The following is an 18,204-nucleotide window of genomic DNA, read 5'->3' on the forward strand; positions in this document are numbered from 1 at the left end:
TTCAGGCTCCTTTGAGATAGGCCGTGCAGGCCTCATGGATGGCGCGGGCAAGCGCCGAGAAGTTGCGATCAGCCGCGGCGCAGTCCCCCGCATTGCTGCCGAAATACGGCTCGATCAGCACAGCCGCAGGCTTGCCGGTCCAGAGCGAGGCTCCGCCCCGGCCGTTCTTCGCGATGACCTTCACGCCGCGATCCCGCAGGCCGAGGGCGCGGACCATGCCGGCCTGCATCCCGCGTGCGAGGCGGGCGCTGTTGGTGGTGCCGCTGGTCAGGGTTTCCGTGCCGGTGGCGCTGGCCGCTTCCGCACTGTTGAAATGCAGCTCGACCGAGGCCGCGACACCCAGCCGGTCAACCTCGGCATAGGCGCGGGCGATCTCAGCGGTGCCGTGCGTGCGGCGCACGATCACATAGCGCGCAGGGTCCAGATCTCGGATCGCCACCGCGAGGTCAGAGTTGAGGTCATATTCGGTGCGCTTGTCCGTCACGCGGACAGCACCCTGCGACCGGGCGTTATGCCCGATCACCAGAGCGATCTTGCTCATGTCGTTCTCCATGATGGTGAGTTTTCGAATCGTTTTGCCGGAAGTCGGATTTCTGGCAGGCTGAGATTGGCGCGCCCTCAGGTCGGGCTGCCTTGGTTGGTGTCTATCAAGAGGATTTGGAAATGATCCGCAGAACAGTATTCACGATGATCGCCACAATCGCCGCGATGAGTGCCTCGGCAGCATTCGCAGAGTGCACCGGCAGCAACGGACGAGGCTGGGGCAAGGGGAAGGGAAACGGCGCCTTCGAGATGTCCGCATCAGATAAGAACTGCCTGATCAGCTATCCCGGCTTTATCTACGAACAGGAAAACAGGCGCATCCCGGCGACGGAGGTCAAACTTACCCGCGCCCCGAAGTCCGGCGCGATCTCCCTGTCCAAGCAGGGCATCATCTACACGCCGGCAGCAGGTTTCAAAGGCAAGGATAAGTTCTGCACAAAGAATACTGCCGAAGGTGAGAAGGGGACATTGGCCGGATGCGTTACGGTCACGGTGAAGTAAACAAGACGCCCGGCACGAGAAATGCCGGGCGTCAGCCCTTCCGGCTGGCCCACCGCTCCACCATCGCCCCGGCGCCACGCGGGCCGAGATAGGACAGCACCGCGATCAGCCCGACAGTGACCTCGCGCGACAGGCCCATGTAGGCGCCGAGCGCATCCCCGGCGATGGCCATGCCCACGGCGGTCGGGATCTCCCAGACCAGGTCATACGACAGGATCGGCCGGCGCCGGGCCCGGACCTCACCTGCGTGATACATGGCCCTGCCAGAAAAGGCCGCCAGCAGCGCGGTAGCAGCCCCGCCGAGGAACTGGTGAAAGGTGGCAATCAAGCCGGGATCTGGCGGCGGAATGTCGGTCAAAGGTGCCTCCTGGCAGAATGGAAAAAGGTTGATATGGCCGGGGCTTCCCGCCACATTGGCAGTGGTCTCTCTGGCAAGGAAGCGGAGATCAGCCCTACTGCTCCTCGCCCCGTGCGGGGAGCTTTTTCATTTGAAAGTGTACTCTCGGGTTGTAGAAGGAATGCGCTGCGCCGTCCGGGCCGGAGGCGCGGCAGACCGGCGGTCTTGTGAAGCCCCCAAACTGAGCTGCCGCCGGTCACTTCGCTTCTGCGCTACGGGATTTCACGGATATCGGGAGAAGTTCTTGTAGGGCATAGTGATCTGGCCGGCAGTGGATCATCGATCCTGCCAGCCGCCCCAGTGCTCCCTGGCCGGTTGGGGCGCTACTACGGAGGCGGGAGAGGCAACACCATGCCCCCGCCTCCTACTTTCTCAGATGATTGCTGCGGTCAATCCTAGCACCGCCAGCGCGGCATGTGGATCATCCCCGATCATCGCTGCGATGCAGGTCGGGGCGGCGAATGGCTCCGGTGTGGATCCGGGATCCTCGGGCGGCTGCCAGACCGCGATCAGGGCCTGCGCGCGTGGAAGGCGAAGGGATCAGACATGGTGGTCTTCTGAAATGTGGGGATACTGGAAATCGCAGGGCCGGTGCGCTATCTGAATCTGGAACGATTCTGATGGCGTGATTTCATTTACGGTGGTGGTATGAGAACTTTTACGATCCATATTGGGCGCAACAAGACTGGCACATCGACACTTCAGTCAGACCTCAGCCAATCACGCGATCTCCTTGAGCAGCACGGTTTCACCTACCCGGGCAAGATGGTTCACCATGGCGACATGGTGTATAATTTCCTCCCTGAATTGGACGCTGCATTTCCTGAAGAAGAGCGCCAGATCAGGCGCTCAAGATATCGCGAGCTGGCCGAGGAGGTTCAGGCCGAAGGCAATTATATTCTGAGCTCGGAGGGTTTGCAGCTTTGCCCGCCGGAGGCGATCAAGGCATGGGTCGGAGACGCACCGACGAAAATCGTGGTCTATCTGCGCGAGCAACTCGCCTATCTGGCGTCTTCATATCAGCAAGAAATTAAGCAGATGAAGACACATACCACCTTTCGTGAGTGGAGTGCGCAGTTCCCTATCGAAGTACTGGACTATACGGATTTCATCGCAAGTTGGGTCACTGCGTTCGGTCGCGAGAATGTCATCGTCAGGTCTTACGACAAATCTCACCTGAAGAACGCGGATATTACTCATGACTTCCTTAACTTGATCGGCATCACCAACGCGGTTGAGTTCACGAAGAAGCGGCGATCCGACAGAAACCTGAGCATCGGTGGGCCGCTACTTGAAGCGAAGCGAATTATGAACAGGTCTGCAATCGATCAGTTCACGCTCTTGAAACTTACATTCAAAGCAATGCAACTCTCATCGCGGCTGGTCAAAGACTACAGTTCAGGGGTCGGAATTGAGCCGGATTACGTAGAAAGTATCCGATCAATCCTTTCTAAAGCGAACTCAGCAATCGCGAGAGAGCATATCGGGGCAGATCAACTCTTCACCTTTAAGGATTTTCCAGATCCGGTCATTTATTCGAAGGAGGAAATACATGAGGCGTATATACATCTCATGCACAATATATCCGACCTTCCGACGGATCTGATGCATGAGTTAATGGACACTCTCGACCGCGAAACAAAAGAGCGGGTCAGCGAATTAAGCTAACCCGCATCGATCCATGAGTCCGCATCACTCAGGTTCAACGGTTAGCCTGGGATGCGGACGCTCGGGATCGTACCGGTGGCCGGCAAGGCAACACCCTGTTTTGATAGCAGTGTCAGAACGCAAAAACAGTTGCGCGCCAGCTGGCTGCCGCCAGATCAACAGCGCCTGCTGTATTGTTGCGCAGTCGGCACCTGACAGTGTTCGCGGCTGACACGTGCACCCAGTCCATCGTGAGGCCTGTCGCGATGGTTGCCACGCAGTTGACTATTGCACCGCTGCCAACGACAGCGCCGCTCACAGTAATGTCGATGTTCAGCGCTGCTCCAGCCGCGACGGTTGCGCCAGTATGTGACAGCGTGCCGGTCAGCAGCCCTGTGAGGGTGGCGCCGCTGTTAATGCTGACGCCAGCCGGTGACACGCGAAACCGCTCAGCAAGAGATCCAGCGCTGTTACGGGTGTAAAACAGCAGCGATGCCGCCTCATTACCACCGACATCCTGAGAAAGGTGCCGGATCGACGCCACCTCATCAGCAATCCCGTTCTTCAGCATCTGCTGGAATGCGAGCTTGCTTTGCGTCCCGGTCTGCCATGCATTCATGGATGCCAGGATCAAATCATGACCATCCGTATCGCCAAGGATGGTTTCACCTTCACCACGCATGATGAAGGCTGCGCCAGCCTGCGCCCAGATCTTGCCAGCGCCGTTGCCGTGCGTCTCATAGCCGCTAAAGGTGTGCCAGCGGCTGGCCCGATAAGTGCCGGCGAAAAGTGCAACACCACCGCCGGGAGGCGTAGAAAAGTAACTGGTGGCGGTGGGGGTAACCAGCCAGGCGCTGTCAACCGTGGCAACTTTGGTGGTGCCATTATAAGCAGTGATCCAGCGTACTTGTCCTTCGCCGGTTCCGCCGGTGATCGTGATTGGTTTCCCGACATAGTACCCATCGACAGCGCTGGCACCGGCGTCAAGCGTCGCCGTGGTGCCGGTCGCGCCCTGCAACATAGCCCCGCGCCCGCCCTGGGACGCGCCGCCGAACAAGCAGTTGTTGAAGAACATCTGCCGGCAGTACCCCTCGTAATTCGAGGTATTTGACCCGTAGAATTCTGCGCCCCAGCCGACCCCGAAAGAATATGTAGCGAACCCATCAATCCACTCTGTGTCGCCATTGAAAAACCGCGCACCCGGGCCGTTGGCATGCACAACCCGGAGATTATGATAGGTGTTTTGGTTCAGGTCATGGACACCATCGCCATCGAACTCCATCCCGCAGGCCCATCCATTATTCCCCAGGTGGGCCCAGACGTTCTCGATTATATTGAATTGCGTGGCGCCGTTGCCCTGCGTCACCTCACCAGAAATCTCGAACGTGCTGGACGTATCGGGCGCGGGTGAGAAAGCCGGCGTCACATAGGCGATTTTCGTCGCACCGTTGTAATCCCAGATCGTGCGGCTTTGTCCGGCGCCGGGGCCAGCTTTGACAGTAATCGTCGCACCGTTAAACCAGTCATCACGTGGCGAGGCAGCCGCCGCGATCAGCCGCAGAGAGTTGGCAGAAACGAGGTTCGACGAAATACCGACATTTGCACCGAGCCTCCCCTGAGCGGTGTCGAATTTAATCCCGAGACAATCAGCGTTTGTCGGAACCTGCATGGTGCCTACATCGCGCAGCCTCGAATGCTTGATGGCGCGCCAGCGCAGACCATGTGTCGCAATCAGATTCTGATCAATCAGGATGCCCTCAACAAGGACGTTCTGAAGGCAATAGGCGTCCCCGCGCTGCACGTTCACGTCCAGCATATACTGCCCCGCCGGGAAGCCGGGCCGTGCCATGAAGCGGGTGCGGCGAGTTGCCAGAAACTCAGGGGCTGTCATGTATGCTGCGGCTGGATACTGCCCGCAGCCCGCCCCAAAAAGACCCACGCCTGATTGAACACGAACGCTTTGCGTCCAGAAATAGGTTTCCGGACGGAAGAGGATCAGAGCCTCTTTCCCCGTCGCCTTCAGATAGGCGATGGCGGCGGCCAGTCTTGGTGCCGCATTGTCATCCCCGGGGTGGATACCAAACACCGCTGCGTCATACATCGCGGCGCGTACAATCGAAAATGCCCGGCCGCTTTCATCGGTAAAACCTCCCGGTCCGGGCACGAAATCCGGCGCTAGCGCGAGCGCAGCCCCGCCACCATCCAGGATGGAGCCATTCCCCAGAGTTCGCACCGCAGAAATTGACGGCGGAACCACGCCCCCATCTGCTTCGGCACGGGTCTCAAACTGACTGACCGCAACAGAGGCCGCAGCGGCGTCCGCACGATCAGCCGCATCTTCCGCGCGCCCGGCATCAGCCGACGCCCCGGCTGCCGCCCCAAGCGCCTGCGCCAACGCATCTGGCACATTCGGGACCGGTGCAGGCAGGGCCAGCAGATCGGCCAGGGCGACGGGACCGGGGCCGGTCAGCGAGATCGAGCCCAGCGGCTCTTCCAGCCACTGACCCCGCGCGGCCGCGTTCGGATAGGTGTAGATCACATCGTAAAGCGTGCCGCGCTCGCTGGCTGAGGTGCGGTTCAGTGTTTTATCAATCACACCCCCGACAACCACCGCCTCTTCCGGCCCCTTCATGATCAGGGCGCCATCCTGACGATCCCAGGACCGCAGGCGAAAGATCACCTTGCTGCCGTTTGGCGCGGGCGACCCATCGGGCAACATTACAGGCCCGGTCACCCGGGTTCGGAGTACAGCCATGTCAGGCCCTCAAATTGTCAGGTGGTGGTTGCGGATGCGGCGGCGGTCCAGCTGGACGCATTGCCGAGGCTGTCGCGGGCGCGCAGCCAGTAATAGCGGGTCACTTCGGAACCAAGGCCACCATCGGAATAGGCGACCGTCACATTCGCGCTGAGCGGTACATCTGCGATGATTGCCGCACTGCCGATCAGATTGATGTTGCTCGCGGCCAGCTCCAGCCGGACAGCATTGGCATCATTGGCCTGTCGCAGGGTCAGATCCACCCGCCCGATGCCCCCCGTGGCCATCAGGATCGCCGGCGTCGCGACAACCCGGCTGGGCGCGGTTGCCACGACTGGTGCCACTTCAACCCATGCACTTTCACCGTATACGCCTATGCCGCGCACGCGCGCGCGATATCGCCGCCCCAGCGTCACCGGTACGATAAAGGCTGAGATCGTCGCCTCTGATCCATCCTCTGGACCGACAGTGCCGCCAGAGGTCCACTGGCCGGGCCATACCCACGCGCCGCCGCTGCCGCCGCTGCCGCCGCCGGTCGCGCGCCAGACCTCGGTCATGTACTGCCATTCATAGCGCAGGAGCGAGGAACTGCCGGGGCGCAGCCAGGACAGCTTCATGCGCGGAGTGATGGCCCCCGCCTCAGTGATATCGGCGGCATCACCACCGCTTACCAGCGTCACGCCCTCGGGCGGTTGCAGCGTGGCAACCCATGGATCCAGCACCGCGCCCTCGACAACCTTCTCTTCGGTTGCGGCATCCCAGGCGAATACCGCCGCAGAGGTTTGCTGCAGGACCACCGGCAGGCGCAGGGTGATGCTGGCATCGTCATTGAGGCCCGCCGCCGGGCTGATCTGCGTCACGTCATAAAGGCCATTCCAGCGCGCATAGGGTGGCGGCAGATCCACTTCAGCCACCGATCCGGCAACCAGCACGAAGGCATCGGGGAACAGCTCCCAGGAAATCGAGCGCTGCATACGCGACTGCATCACCGCGATCTTGGCGAGGCGCTGCGCCTGCCGGTGATCATTCACAAAGTCGAGCCGCAGATCGAGACGGCGGGGCAACCCGCCATCCGCTTCCGCCGCACCGGGCACGATATAGACCGGCGCCTCTGCCAGTTCATAGGCGCGATCCGCCGCCGCATAGGAGGCCACTGCCTCGCTGGATATGCTGTCGCCGGGTTGCAGGCTGGTCAGGCTGACCTCTTGCCCGTCGGTGAAATCCCGGATGGTGTGAACCGGCGGCCGCGCCACCGCCGGCACGATCCCAAGCTGCCCGCCGATCCGCACAAGGCGCGCCGCCCCCGCCGCCAGCAACGGCTGGATCTGGTCCTCAAGCTCCGACCCGCTGGACCAGACCAGCACCCCATCGGCCCGGTAGCGCGGGATCGTGCCGCCGGCCTTCACCGCGACCCGCTGATCCGCAACATCGGCCGCCGAGGCGAAGGTATCGAGCCGGAGATAGTCCGGCAGATAGGGCCGGATCGGATTGTTCATCAGCGCATCGAGAGTGACCAGCGCCTGATTGCTGCTGGCAGAATAGCTGTCGTCGCGTGGATCCCAGATAAGTGACCAATCGGCCTCGACATTCAGCTCTGGCGGGGTCGCGGGCCAGCGCCAGCTCCGCTGATCCGGATTGCCGCTGTCCATGATGGCCCAGAGAACCGTGCGGCCCTGCCAGGCATCGGTCGCAAGGAACGCGCCGCCTGTGGTCGCCACGATGTAATCGGGGCAAGAGGTCTGATCGCCGCGACCGATCCAGTAGGTGAAATGACCATTGCCGAAGGTGTCACCGGTGCCGCTTGCGCCCATCCCCGAGAAATCAAAGGGATTGCCGACCGACGGCACCGGCCGCTTATCCAGCAGGACGGTGTGAGCCGTGAGCGCCGAGGGCCGCGAATTGAGCAGCCAGCAGACATAGAGGCCGCGCCCCGAGACATGCCAGGCCACCGGCGTTCCCGGCGCCCATCCCGTGCCATACATGTAGCGATAAGGCGGCAGTGAAGTGGGCCTGGTCAACTCGCCGCGCTGGACCTGCTGTTCGGGCTTGCCCGCCAGAGCAGAAACCCCCGCACTCAGAATGACCGAAAGGCCCAACTGGATAGCCGCCATGCCAACCGTGCCGAACACGGCTGTCATTGCCGCCCCGAATGTGGCGCCGCCCGACATCAGCGCCACCACCAGCGAAACCGGCTCCGCCGCTGCCGGCCCGGCTGTCAGAATGCCGATGATCGCAGTGGTCGCCAGCAGAAGTTTACGCATGCCATCCCCGATCAGCGGCCCGCAGAATTGCGAAACCGCCCCTTGTCTTGCCGGCCCATTGGCCGGGCGTGATGCAAATCAGAAGCGAGCGGCCATCGACCGACAGCGCGAGGCCGCCGGACGTATGACCGGGGGTCAGCCGTGCCTCAGCCGCCAGCCGGTTCGCGAGGGCGCCGAGATCTCCACCGATCACCCGCGCCGCATCCCGCGCGCCGACATAGCCGCGCACCGGGCCCATGGGATCAAAGCCCCAAAGCCGGGCAAACACATCGCAGGCCGCTGAGCAGCAATCGCAGGGCCCCCATTCAAAAGGCCGCAGCATGACCGCCTCCACGGTCTCCAGCACTTTCTCAGGGGTCACGGCGCGGGCCAGAGAGTTTTCTGGGCGCGGGCCGAGGCCAGCACCAGTTTCTTGCCTGCCGTGTCGCTGGGGTATTGCCGCGACTGATCCTCATGGCTGTGCGAGATTGCTGCCGAGGTCCGATAGCCCGGCCCCGTGGTCAGCCCGACCGTCAGCCGGTAAAGGATCGGGGTCGCCCCATCATCGCCCTCGACCGACACAGACAGCACCAGCGTATCCATGGTGCCGCGCCCCAGCTCGACCGGCTCGCCGATCAGCACATTGCCGCCCGGTTCCGTGGTGACGCCCAGCCAGATCGCCCCGGGGCGCTGCCGGATCTGCGCATCGGCATAATCCGCCAGTTCCTCCAGATTGCAGACCAGCGACAAAGACAGATCCACCGGCACGCCCGAGGTGCTTTCTTCCGGCAGTTCGACCTGACCGAATTTGCCGACGCCTTGCCAGACATGCCCGTCCCAGGTGATAGGGCCGGTGCCGCTATGCGCGCGCATGGTGGCATCCGGCCAGTCGAGCCAGACCAAAACCACAGGATGAAACGACGCACCCGACAGTGCCGCCAGCGTCTCGGGATGAATGACGCGCATCAGATCCATGGGTCACGCTCCGTAAAACCGCCGACCTCATCGGCAAAGACCTCGCGGAAGGTCCAGCTATAGGACCAGTCCGCGCCGATGGGCTGATCACCGGTCGGGATCCCCTGCGGGCGGAACACCGCGCTTTCCTGCGCCTCGAAATCCACCACGCCCGAGCCGCTGACCGCGTCCATCACGCGGATCACGGCCACGCCCGAGGCATCGGCCTGCGCATTGTTGAGCGCCTGGCAGACCGTGCCATTGACCGCGAACCTCTCGCCGGGCCGGACAACCTGCATGTAAGGGGGCAGATCCACGATCCGCCAGGCCGGGAAGCCCGCCGAGATGATCGCGGTCGCGGTCATCGGCAGCGAATACCAGTTGAAGCCAGGGCCGGGGTCTGCGTCGAGGTGCCAGTTCGGTGACCAGCTTGTGAGCCTGACCGCATTGACGCCGCCTTTCAGGAGCCGCCCCAGCATCTCCATATAGCCGCCGCCGATCCGGCCCCGCGCCAGCGCCGACACTTCCAGTGTCACCCAGCGGCGCGGGCGCTGACTCGCCTGCATCTGGTCCCGCCCGGTCAGGGCAGAGCGCAGAGCCGCAACCGGTTCCTCAACCTTCCAGCTGCGCCCCCTCACCCCGACCGGTGGCCAGGCAAACACATCGATCGACATCAGCGCTGCCCCAGAACCGATTTGGACTGGCGCGAGGTCCGCACTGTTGCCGCGACCGACTGGCCAACGATACTGGCGCGCTGCTGCTGCACAACCTGTCCGGCAACATCACGCATCGTTGCGGTCAGATCACCAGTGCTGCGATCAAAGCCGATCGACAGATGTCCGCCGCCGCCCGACTGCCCGGCTCGATCGGCAATTCGCTTACTGACATCTGCCGGGATGATCTGCGTCCCTTTAGGCAGGTTCATGATCTCACCGCCCAGCTCGTTGACACGGGTCAGGCCGCCGCGCCAGTTATTCGTGCCGCTCGCGTTCGCCCCGACATTCATCAGGCCGCCGATGAACCGCGCAAAGCCGGTGCCGCCGAATATCCCCATCGCAGCCGACATCATCTGAGCTTTGGCGATTTCCAAAAGCAGTTGAGCTACTGCCCGCTTGGCCGCACCTGACCCCTCCATGACGGCGCCGAAAATGTTGCCGATAGCATTGGCCCCGGTTTCTGCATTTTCTTCGACCTTCTGAAGCTGCTTTGACGCCTTTTCCGCCGCATCGCCCGCATTGACATAGGCCAGAGCCAGCGCGTCAATTTCCGCCATCAGCGCAGGCGTAACCTCTTTGCCTTGTTTCTGCGCGGCCGCCAGCAATTCGGCGCGCTTGCGGGCATATTCAACCGCATCCGCATAGCGAACACCGGACGCAGCAACATATGCGAAGGCCACCGATTCCGCCTCGAGCGCAGCGGTTTCTTCTTTGATCGAGGCGATAGCCTTGGCGTAATCATCCTGCGAGCGACCACCGCCACCACCGCCACCACTGGGCTTTTGCGCGTCAAGCCAGTCACCATAGCTATCTACGCCCGGTCTTTCGGGGGCCTTCGCTCCACGCCCATCTGTGGGCGCGAATTCGCTCAGAACAGTCCCTGGGTTGCCGCCTCTCCCATTTCTTTCAAATGACGGCCCGGGTAAATTGCGCGCAAGACTTGCCGCCGCCGCCGCCGCGAGCCCAAGAATTCGCAAAAGCCCACCAACCTGGGCAGTAACTGCGTCGAGAGAAACACCATCGACGGCGGCGGCACCCTTAAAGAGCTCATTCGCCTCAGAAAGAGCCTCGCCCATCCCATCGCGGAATTGCTCAGCCGAAATCTTCCCGGTGCGCTGTTGATCAATGAGCAGTTCAACGCGATCCGCGACGGCCTGAACCTCTTCAGCAGCATCAGTTTCCCCCACCGCATCAAGAGCGTCCACAATCTCGTATAGGGCCGTAGAAACTGCGGGCCCTTCCTGACGCAACATTTCATGCGCACGGGAAAGATCATCCAGAGACCGCGCAGCCGCCTCCGATGCAATAGTTACGCCCTCAATGCCTGTCAGATCTTTGGCAGCATCGTTCAGAGACGGAAGAGCCGCCGCAGAACGCAGGATCGCAATGGCATCAATCCCAGCAGCAACCAGATCCACAATACCGAGCAGACCCGCCTTGATGGTGTTGTCAACGCTCTTCGCGAGGTCATTCCAGCGCGCATCCAATTCAGACGCCTTATCGACCATCTCCTGCGACATGACCGCGCCAACCTCATGTGCCCGGCCAATCAACCGGCGCATTCCACCCTCACCCTGATCGAGAAGCTGCAAGAATTGCTCTCCGCCAGCACCGCCAAGCAGTTCATCAAGAATTCGGATCTGTGCTGCCTTATTCATACCTTCAAGGCGACCGATGATCTCGAGCATCAGCGCCGAGGGATCTTTAAGCTTGGCTTTGAGATCCGCTGCGGTGAACCCGATACGCTGGAAGGCATCTGCCGCCGATCCACCGCCGGTCGTGATGAATTCATCGGCGCGCAGATTGAGTTCTTTGAACCCATCGACAACAGCATCGATGCCGATACGGTTCTGTTCCGCCACATACTTCCATTCCTGAAAGCCCTTCAGGGACATACCCGAGCGCTTGGCTTCATCGCCAAGCTCAGCGATGGAACGCACAGCCTGCCGCGCCCGTGAGGCAAGCTGCTGCAGCCCGATCCCCGCAATCGACAGCCCAAGCGCGGCTTTCAGCCGTCTGCCAACTGAGGCAGCAGCGCCCTCAAAGCGCTTCAGATCACTTTCACCCTCACGCAGCCCGCGCGAGAACCCTGCCTTTTCAAGGCCGAGAATGGCTTTCAGCCGCCCCACCGTTTTCGATGCGCTCAATTCGGCCTCCTGAGGTTGAGGTATTGATCCATGGTCATGGTGACCATTCCGGCCGAGGCGCTCATGAGCATGCGCTCCAGCGCCTCTGGGGGGTGCGGCTCGGCATTGCCGCCTTCGATGTAGCGCTCCAGCCCGGCCTTGTCGGTGTTCGCGCCAACCCAGGCAGAAACCGCGAGCAGCCCTCGCTGAGCCTCCAGCTGTGCAGCAGCGCCATCCATGCGGATGGCCCATTCGCGCGGCGTCAGAGACCAAAAATCCTGCGGATCCAGCCCGGCCTTGACATGGGCCTCGAGGAGCTCTGCCACCCTGAGCCCTCCGCGCTCTCGAGGGCCTGCGGCTTTTTTCCGGGGTCTGTCTCCGGCATTGCCAGCGAAATCGAGTGCCGCACAGCTGCGTGGATCTCGGTGTAATAATCAGCGATGACCACACCGGCATCCCGCAGCGTCACCGCAGGGGCATGATGGCGCAGCAAGGCCGCGACCACCGCGCGCTGATCCTGCAGGCCGAGATCACCGCTATCGATGCGGTCGAGACCATCATCGATCTCACCGCCGAAATGCGCCTCGATTTCGCAAAGCGCGTTGAAATCGCAGACGAGGCGATGCGCCCCGCCTCCGACAGAGACCTCACCACGGAAAGGGTTGCCCATGGTCAGGCCGCAACCACGTTCGCGGTCGGCGCCGAGGTGACAGAGGTGGACCCGGTTCCATTGGTGGCCGTGACGATCACCCGCAGCGGATTTCCAACCTGTCCCGCAATTGGGGTATAGGTCTGGCCGGTCGCGCCGGCGATATTGGTCCAGCCACCGCTGTTGACCTGCCACTGATAGGCCAGATCGCCAGTCGGGTTCCAGATCCCGGGCCAGGCAGTCAGCACCTGCCCGACGCGCGCCGTGCCAGAAATCGCCGGAAGGGTTTCGTTTGCCGGCGCGGCCGGCGGTGAGACAGAGACCTTGGCTTTCACCTTGAACACCGCCTCGGCCATCTTCTTGTCTTTGGCAGTCGCGGAAGTCATCCGGTAAGTGTTCACATAGGCCACCCAGGTATGGGTTGCGCCACCGGAGGGGGTGATCTCGAGGAGAATATCCTCATCACTGCCCTGCTGTTCCAGATCGGACAGGAGGATATCGGTATCACCGCCCGGCGCGTATTGCAGGGGTAAGGTGAAGGTGGCGACAGTTTTCAGCCCCCGGATAGACTCTTCCGTTGCACCCGGGCTTTCGAGCCAGGTGACATCCACATCCGTGGGCGTCTGATCTGGAAACTGCACCTCTTCGGCGCCTTTGATGATTGTCCATTCGACCGGGGATGTGCCGCGACCGATCCGGACGCGGGTGCCATAGCCAAGCGTAACGCCACTGGATGCGGCCATTTAAGAATCTCCTGCTAGGGGGTGAGCGGCTCGGGCGTCGACAGGACAACCCGGAAAACCATGGTCAAAGTGCCGATCCGCTGCTCTGCGGATCCGGCAATGTCGATGTCTGTGCTTTCAAGCACCGCCCCGAAACTCAGGGTCCGAAGGGTCGCCAGGCCAAGGTTTTCGACCGGCACGCTGTCATCATCCAGGACCTCCTCGAGGTCGTCGCCCCCGAGGCGCTTCAGAACGATGATCGCCGTGATGCCGCGCTCTGCACTGTCGAGGGCATCCTGATCCTTAGTCTCGCGCGGGGTCGCCACCCCCATCACCGGCAGGGTTTCAGCGTCGATATTCTGTGCCCAGGCGGATTTCAGGGTGAACCCGGCGAAATGAGAATTGACCTGCAGCGCGAGTTTCAGCGCCGCGCGGATCTGGCTGCGATAGTGGGTCATGTCACTAACTCCAGTTCACAGGTCACAAAGCGGTCGCCGGCGGGCGAACCGCCCTCCTGCACCGCAGTGATGCGATAGGTCCGCCCGTCACCAGGCTGGATCTGATCGCCCGCCTTTGGCGCGCGCGACATTGACCCTCGGCGAACCCGCCAGATCGGTTGCATGGCTAGAACCGGCTCACCACCCGCACCAACCACTTCGACCGGAACACGGCGGAAAATAGACTGCACCGTTTCCGCCTGGCTGCCGGGCGGCTGCCAGATGACCGGGGCGCCGAACACATCGCTCAGTATCCCGGTCATACCGTCGAAAATCCCGGTCATCAGCTGGTGACAGCTGCCGGAGCCGAGCCGTTCAGGCGCACCGCGCCAGTGCCCGACGGGTTGGCAGCTGCGGCTGCTGCTGTCCCGATCATCAGGTTTCCGGCCGTCGCGGCCGTGGTCGCGATGCCTGTCGCTGGCACAGCGTAGATTGCGGCCCCTTCGGTCCAGGCCTGCGCACTGGTCTTTGCAAGCTGATAGACCCCAACCGTATCGATCTCGACACGGGCGCCGGAAGCAGCATCGAATTGCGCGACCCCGGCCAGAACGCCCACAACAACCAGCTCGCCACTTTTCACCGCGCGCGGCGCGGTCACCGGGACCACGTACCCGGGCTGAATAAAATTCTTCGCCATGGATCTCTCTCCTTTGGCAGGTTTCCAGAATGACGAAGGGCACCCGAAGGTGCCCTTTCGTCAGATCACTGTCCCTCGCCCTGATCAGGCGCCGGCGTTTTTGTAGCCGCCCCGGAAGTCGATGGCGCCAACCCCGAAATCATGCTCGAGGCTCAGCTGCATGCCCTGACGCCCGAACGGCTCTTCCATCCGGGTGCGCGGCGCGGCAGCGCCCTCGAGGTAGCCATAGACGAAGTTCGGCACATCAGCCGGATCAACAAAGAGGTACCAGGCATTGCCGGTGACCTTCGCGGTCGGGATGACCTGAAGCTGGCCGGCGAACGGGTTTACGTTCCCGGCCTGATCGGCCTGGATCGGAGCGACGATCTGTTGCGCCTCGGTCAGCTTGTCAGGGCCGACCAGAAGGATCGTCGGGACGATACCGAGATCGTTGCCGCCGATGGTTTTGCGCTTCATGATCGCGGCGCGGCCCAGCGACAGCGAGGTGACATTGATCGCCGCCGCCGCCGCAGCCTTGGTACCGTCTGTGGCGTTGAACACCTGGCGGGTGGTCTCCAGCAGGGTTGGACCGTCAGCGCCCGCACCGCCCAGCATCATGGCGTAGAAGGTGTTGTCCTCGAACCGGGCAACCGCGCGACCCTGGTCGGCAATCATATCCGCGATGGCGCTGATATCATCATTGATCAGTGTCTGCCGCGAAATCGCAAGAGCGATACCGTAGGACGACAGTGCGACCGTCTCTGCCTTCTCGCCGATGGTGCCATACTTGATTTCGCCCGCCTCACCGATTGGCTGCAGGGTCGGGAAATCACCGGGCCGGATCATGGGATGCGGGCGGAAATCGCGGAAGGTTTTCTGGCGCGCGATCAGGCGATAGGTCGGCTCGGCCTCACGGTAACGCGATTCAAGCTCTTTGTTCAGGGCGTTCTGAAGCGAGAGCGGGAAATCACTGGTGGTGTGCATGGCCATAAAGACCTGCTCACGATCATAGGCCGTCCGCATCGGTCCTTTGTGGCCGAGGCTCATCGCCGCCATTTCGACCAGCGACATGGTCATAAACTGCCGGGCGCGATCATCTTTCGGGGCGCGGCGACCGAACTGGGCCGCAAGGGCCTCAGTCATGCCGATCCGGCGCGTATCGCACTCATCACGGGTGATCCGGGCGGTCGGGCCACCGGGTTTGTGTTTCGTCACGCTCGGTCCTTTCTTGCGGTAATGGGCGACGACAGTCGCGATGGAAGACTTTTTGGCGAGGAAATCGCGGGCCACATCAGTAGAATCGCCATGCATGAGGACGAGGTCGAGGATTGCGACCGCGTCGTCATCCTCTTCCATTTCGGGATCATCCTCGTCGCCCTCATCTTCGAGCTTCGGATCATCTTCGTCGCCCTCATCCTCAAGCTTCGGGTCATCCTCGTCGCCGTCGCTTTCAAGCTTGGGATCATCTTCCTCGAGCTTCGGGTCGTCGCCCTCAGCCTTTGCCTTTGCACCAGTAATCCTGCCCTTCGGGGCGGGTTTCTTATTCGCCATGGCTTTCGCTCCTTTGGCAGGTTTCGGTTTGGATGATTTCGGGGTGGTGCCGGTCATCATGGCAAACACCTCGGCCGTGGGCCGCTGGCGCTGGATCGCGCCGGCAGCGGTCAGCAGGCGCTCAGGCGCATGCTGATAAATCCGGTAATCGAAGGCAGCGGGTTCCGCCTCGTCGCTGTCGTCGTCGAGATCAGTGGCAAAACCCGCGTCAAGCGCGCCCTGCGGGTCGTAATAGGTTTCATCCTTCATGATCGCCCGGGCATCCTCGACGCTGAGGCCTGCCCGCTTGGCATAGATGCCCGCATAGGCGTTCGCGATGACGCCCAGGGATTTCGCGGCCTTCAGGTGATCATCCTCGGTTCCGCGACCATCGACATACCAGCTGGCGGGATCGTGGATCATCAGGAGCGCGCCGGGCGTCATGGTGATAGTCTCGCCGGCCATGGCGATCAGGCTGGCTGCTGATGCGGCAACGCCCTCGACGACGATATTCACCTGCCCCTCATACCCGCGCAGCGCGGCGTAGATGGCCTGCCCCTCGGTGGCGATCCCGCCGCCGGAGTTGATCCTGACAGTCAAAGGCCCCGACATTCCTGCCAGGGCCTCGCGCACCATCTTCGCGGTGAAATACTCTTCTTCCCACCAGGACGAACCAACCGTCCCGTAGAGTACAAGCTCATTCATTCTCGCGTTCCCTTTTTTGTTGATCCGCTTCCTCGCTCGCCGCGACCGCAGGCGCTTTCAGCGCAGCAAGGGACCGGCGCGTTTCCTCATCCTTGACGATCTCTGCATCAATCTGGCCGGGCTCATATCCGAGCCGCCGGATCTCACCATGCCGGCTGGCAAGCCCTGCTTCGATCTTCATGACTGAAACCTGAGTTTCTGTTTTCGGGTCGGCAATCACAGGCGGCGGCGGGGTCCAGTCGATGCGGGCCTGCCGGAGGGCTGCACCTGACCGCGGATTATCCCGGAGATGCGAACGCAACATCTCGCGCCCGATCGGCTGACACAGAACGGGCATAACCAGCCCCCACTGCCAGGCCTCGACGTTCTGCCCCATGTCGATCCTGCCAAGACGCCCAGACGAAAAATTGACACTGGTCAGATCGCCGGTCAGCGATTCGTATGTAATCCCGAGGCCAACAGCGATGCGCCGCAGATGGATGCGGGCGAAATCATCATATCCCGTGACATCAGGAGGGCTGGCGAAAACAACCTCATCCTCCGAGCCAATCTGCTGGATCAGGCCCGGCGCGAGCTTTGACGGGATCCCAGTCGCTTTAGCGTCCTTATCGGTCTTCCAGAACGCCGCAAAGCAGGCGGCGATCTTCTGGCGCATGAGCTGCGCCTCATCGTTATCGGCAAGCGCAACCAGGTCATCCAGAACAGGAGCCAGCCAGCTGACGCCACGGCGCTGCCCCGGCCGATCAGGCCGATACAGATGGATGACACGCGATGCCTCGATCCGGGAGGAAACCAACCCTTTCCAATCGGGATGCCAGACAACGCTGCCGGGATGCTCATCATAGAGGTGATAGGCGACGACCCGACCATCATCGCCATACTCGATGCCATCATAGACGGAATTCTTCGAGCCAAGCGCCCGGCCTTGCAGCCGATCATCCAAATAATCAGCCTCCAGAACTCGCAGCTGAAAAGATGACTTTGCGGTCAGCGGATCCGGGAAAACGACCAGAGCCTCACCATCCGTGACCATGGCACGAACCGCCATGCGCTGGATGCCGGCAAGGGTTGAGATACCATCAGCATCGACATCGGTACTGTCGAGATAGCGGCACACCGCAGGCCAAGCGTAGTTCAGATCTGTGTCTTCGGATACCAGTTTCGGCTCAATCCCGGTCCCGACGATATTGTTGACCAGCACCTGAACGGCGCGCTCTGCGATAGCGTTGTTGCGGATCACATCCCGCACAGCCAGCGAGATCTGACGGCGGGCGACAGTGGCAACGGCGTCCGCATCACCCGACACGGCCCGGACGGACCCACTGCGGCGATTTACCGAACCAGCGCGGTAATGCATCATCGCGTCCAGAGAGGCGCGCGCCTGCGCCCGGCGCAAGCCTGCCCTCGGGCTGAAGGATGCGATAACCCGATCAAGCAGGTTCATATCAGGGCCGCTCCACAAACTGCGGATAGTGCTGGAGGCCGGTGCCAGCTGAGCCTGCAACCGAAGCCTCCATCTCTGCGAGCAAAGACCGCATCTCAGCGAGGCTGCGGAAAGTTACCTGCTCCTCCCCCATCTTGACCTGGCTGGCGCCCTTCGAAATGG

The 18,204-nt window shown here is 61.9% G+C and carries 19 protein-coding genes; 2 read left to right on the plus strand and 17 right to left on the minus strand.

Translation table 11 applies throughout. The features are described 5' to 3' along the window. Position 1 precedes the first annotated feature (1 nt). Positions 2 to 541: an N-acetylmuramoyl-L-alanine amidase gene (locus JC607_RS07065; protein WP_198836237.1), complete on the minus strand. Its 540-nt coding sequence runs from the start codon at positions 539 to 541 to the stop codon at positions 2 to 4. 122 nt (positions 542 to 663) lie between these two features. Between JC607_RS07065 and JC607_RS07070 the strand changes: the two genes are divergently transcribed. Continuing rightward, positions 664 to 1,044: a hypothetical protein gene (locus JC607_RS07070; RefSeq protein ID WP_198836238.1), complete on the plus strand. Its 381-nt coding sequence runs from the start codon at positions 664 to 666 to the stop codon at positions 1,042 to 1,044. Between the two features lie 31 nt (positions 1,045 to 1,075). Here JC607_RS07070 and JC607_RS07075 read toward each other — a convergent pair whose 3' ends face one another. Beyond that, entirely contained in the window at positions 1,076 to 1,402 is a 327-nt protein-coding gene (locus tag JC607_RS07075; RefSeq protein ID WP_233092728.1) for a phage holin family protein, read from the minus strand. A 687-nt stretch (positions 1,403 to 2,089) separates the two neighbouring features. Between JC607_RS07075 and JC607_RS07080 the strand changes: the two genes are divergently transcribed. Further along, the gene (locus tag JC607_RS07080) at positions 2,090 to 3,109 is read left to right on the plus strand and encodes a hypothetical protein (RefSeq protein WP_198836239.1); all 1,020 of its coding nucleotides are present in this window, start codon (positions 2,090 to 2,092) and stop codon (positions 3,107 to 3,109) included. A gap of 112 nt (positions 3,110 to 3,221) precedes the next feature. On the opposite strand, the gene JC607_RS07085 is transcribed toward JC607_RS07080, so the two are convergent. The 15 genes from JC607_RS07085 to JC607_RS25990 all read right to left on the minus strand — a co-directional run bounded on the left by JC607_RS07085 (position 3,222) and on the right by JC607_RS25990 (position 18,175). Next, positions 3,222 to 5,843 carry a hypothetical protein gene (locus tag JC607_RS07085; RefSeq protein WP_198836240.1) on the minus strand — a complete coding sequence of 874 codons (2,622 nt, stop codon included), beginning with the start codon at positions 5,841 to 5,843 and terminating at the stop codon, positions 3,222 to 3,224. 17 nt (positions 5,844 to 5,860) lie between these two features. Further along, positions 5,861 to 8,104, minus strand: coding sequence for a hypothetical protein (locus JC607_RS07090; protein ID WP_198836241.1), 2,244 nt, complete (start codon positions 8,102 to 8,104; stop codon positions 5,861 to 5,863). Next, positions 8,097 to 8,465, minus strand: a complete 369-nt coding sequence (locus tag JC607_RS07095; RefSeq protein ID WP_198836242.1) for a hypothetical protein — start codon at positions 8,463 to 8,465, stop codon at positions 8,097 to 8,099. Before JC607_RS07095 ends, JC607_RS07090 begins: the two co-directional genes overlap by 8 nt. Next, positions 8,462 to 9,058 (minus strand): hypothetical protein, encoded by a 597-nt coding sequence (locus tag JC607_RS07100; protein ID WP_198836243.1) that lies wholly within the window; start codon positions 9,056 to 9,058, stop codon positions 8,462 to 8,464. Before JC607_RS07100 ends, JC607_RS07095 begins: the two co-directional genes overlap by 4 nt. Next, on the minus strand, positions 9,049 to 9,711 hold the full coding sequence (locus tag JC607_RS07105; RefSeq protein WP_198836244.1) for a hypothetical protein: 663 nt from the start codon (positions 9,709 to 9,711) through the stop codon (positions 9,049 to 9,051). Before JC607_RS07105 ends, JC607_RS07100 begins: the two co-directional genes overlap by 10 nt. Beyond that, the gene (locus JC607_RS07110; protein WP_198836245.1) at positions 9,711 to 11,693 is read right to left on the minus strand and encodes a hypothetical protein; all 1,983 of its coding nucleotides are present in this window, start codon (positions 11,691 to 11,693) and stop codon (positions 9,711 to 9,713) included. The genes JC607_RS07105 and JC607_RS07110 overlap by 1 nt, the downstream gene beginning before the upstream one ends. A gap of 203 nt (positions 11,694 to 11,896) precedes the next feature. Next, entirely contained in the window at positions 11,897 to 12,205 is a 309-nt protein-coding gene (locus tag JC607_RS07115; protein ID WP_198836246.1) for a phage tail assembly chaperone, read from the minus strand. Continuing rightward, complete coding sequence (locus JC607_RS07120) at positions 12,142 to 12,549, minus strand: hypothetical protein (RefSeq protein WP_198836247.1); 408 nt, start codon at positions 12,547 to 12,549, stop codon at positions 12,142 to 12,144. Before JC607_RS07120 ends, JC607_RS07115 begins: the two co-directional genes overlap by 64 nt. A gap of 2 nt (positions 12,550 to 12,551) precedes the next feature. Next, complete coding sequence (locus tag JC607_RS07125) at positions 12,552 to 13,271, minus strand: phage tail tube protein (RefSeq protein ID WP_198836248.1); 720 nt, start codon at positions 13,269 to 13,271, stop codon at positions 12,552 to 12,554. Between the two features lie 14 nt (positions 13,272 to 13,285). Then, positions 13,286 to 13,708, minus strand: coding sequence for a hypothetical protein (locus JC607_RS07130; protein WP_198836249.1), 423 nt, complete (start codon positions 13,706 to 13,708; stop codon positions 13,286 to 13,288). Next, on the minus strand, positions 13,705 to 14,010 hold the full coding sequence (locus JC607_RS07135) for a hypothetical protein (RefSeq protein WP_198836250.1): 306 nt from the start codon (positions 14,008 to 14,010) through the stop codon (positions 13,705 to 13,707). The genes JC607_RS07130 and JC607_RS07135 overlap by 4 nt, the downstream gene beginning before the upstream one ends. A gap of 20 nt (positions 14,011 to 14,030) precedes the next feature. Further along, positions 14,031 to 14,384: a capsid cement protein gene (locus JC607_RS07140; RefSeq protein WP_198836251.1), complete on the minus strand. Its 354-nt coding sequence runs from the start codon at positions 14,382 to 14,384 to the stop codon at positions 14,031 to 14,033. Between the two features lie 84 nt (positions 14,385 to 14,468). Continuing rightward, positions 14,469 to 16,598 carry a head maturation protease, ClpP-related gene (locus tag JC607_RS07145; RefSeq protein WP_198836252.1) on the minus strand — a complete coding sequence of 710 codons (2,130 nt, stop codon included), beginning with the start codon at positions 16,596 to 16,598 and terminating at the stop codon, positions 14,469 to 14,471. Next, complete coding sequence (locus JC607_RS07150; protein WP_198836253.1) at positions 16,591 to 18,102, minus strand: phage portal protein; 1,512 nt, start codon at positions 18,100 to 18,102, stop codon at positions 16,591 to 16,593. Before JC607_RS07150 ends, JC607_RS07145 begins: the two co-directional genes overlap by 8 nt. Beyond that, positions 18,044 to 18,175, minus strand: a complete 132-nt coding sequence (locus JC607_RS25990; RefSeq protein ID WP_370584768.1) for a phage head-tail joining protein — start codon at positions 18,173 to 18,175, stop codon at positions 18,044 to 18,046. Before JC607_RS25990 ends, JC607_RS07150 begins: the two co-directional genes overlap by 59 nt. Positions 18,176 to 18,204: the final 29 nt, after the last annotated feature.

The organism is Paracoccus sp. IB05 (genome assembly GCF_016405985.1).
GTDB lineage: Bacteria > Pseudomonadota > Alphaproteobacteria > Rhodobacterales > Rhodobacteraceae > Pseudogemmobacter.

Bases quoted from the DNA above. Each gene is read 5' to 3' on its own strand.
- JC607_RS07065 (WP_198836237.1), bottom strand. From the start codon at position 541: ATGAGCAAGATCGCTCTGGTGATCGGGCATAACGCCCGGTCGCAGGGT.
- JC607_RS07070 (WP_198836238.1), top strand. From the start codon at position 664: ATGATCCGCAGAACAGTATTCACGATGATCGCCACAATCGCCGCGATG.
- JC607_RS07080 (WP_198836239.1), top strand. From the start codon at position 2,090: ATGAGAACTTTTACGATCCATATTGGGCGCAACAAGACTGGCACATCG.
- JC607_RS07085 (WP_198836240.1), bottom strand. From the start codon at position 5,843: ATGGCTGTACTCCGAACCCGGGTGACCGGGCCTGTAATGTTGCCCGAT.
- JC607_RS07090 (WP_198836241.1), bottom strand. From the start codon at position 8,104: ATGCGTAAACTTCTGCTGGCGACCACTGCGATCATCGGCATTCTGACA.
- JC607_RS07100 (WP_198836243.1), bottom strand. From the start codon at position 9,058: ATGGATCTGATGCGCGTCATTCATCCCGAGACGCTGGCGGCACTGTCG.
- JC607_RS07105 (WP_198836244.1), bottom strand. From the start codon at position 9,711: ATGTCGATCGATGTGTTTGCCTGGCCACCGGTCGGGGTGAGGGGGCGC.
- JC607_RS07120 (WP_198836247.1), bottom strand. From the start codon at position 12,549: ATGGGCAACCCTTTCCGTGGTGAGGTCTCTGTCGGAGGCGGGGCGCAT.
- JC607_RS07125 (WP_198836248.1), bottom strand. From the start codon at position 13,271: ATGGCCGCATCCAGTGGCGTTACGCTTGGCTATGGCACCCGCGTCCGG.
- JC607_RS07130 (WP_198836249.1), bottom strand. From the start codon at position 13,708: ATGACCCACTATCGCAGCCAGATCCGCGCGGCGCTGAAACTCGCGCTG.
- JC607_RS07135 (WP_198836250.1), bottom strand. From the start codon at position 14,010: ATGACCGGGATACTGAGCGATGTGTTCGGCGCCCCGGTCATCTGGCAG.
- JC607_RS07140 (WP_198836251.1), bottom strand. From the start codon at position 14,384: ATGGCGAAGAATTTTATTCAGCCCGGGTACGTGGTCCCGGTGACCGCG.
- JC607_RS07145 (WP_198836252.1), bottom strand. From the start codon at position 16,598: ATGAATGAGCTTGTACTCTACGGGACGGTTGGTTCGTCCTGGTGGGAA.
- JC607_RS25990 (WP_370584768.1), bottom strand. From the start codon at position 18,175: ATGGGGGAGGAGCAGGTAACTTTCCGCAGCCTCGCTGAGATGCGGTCT.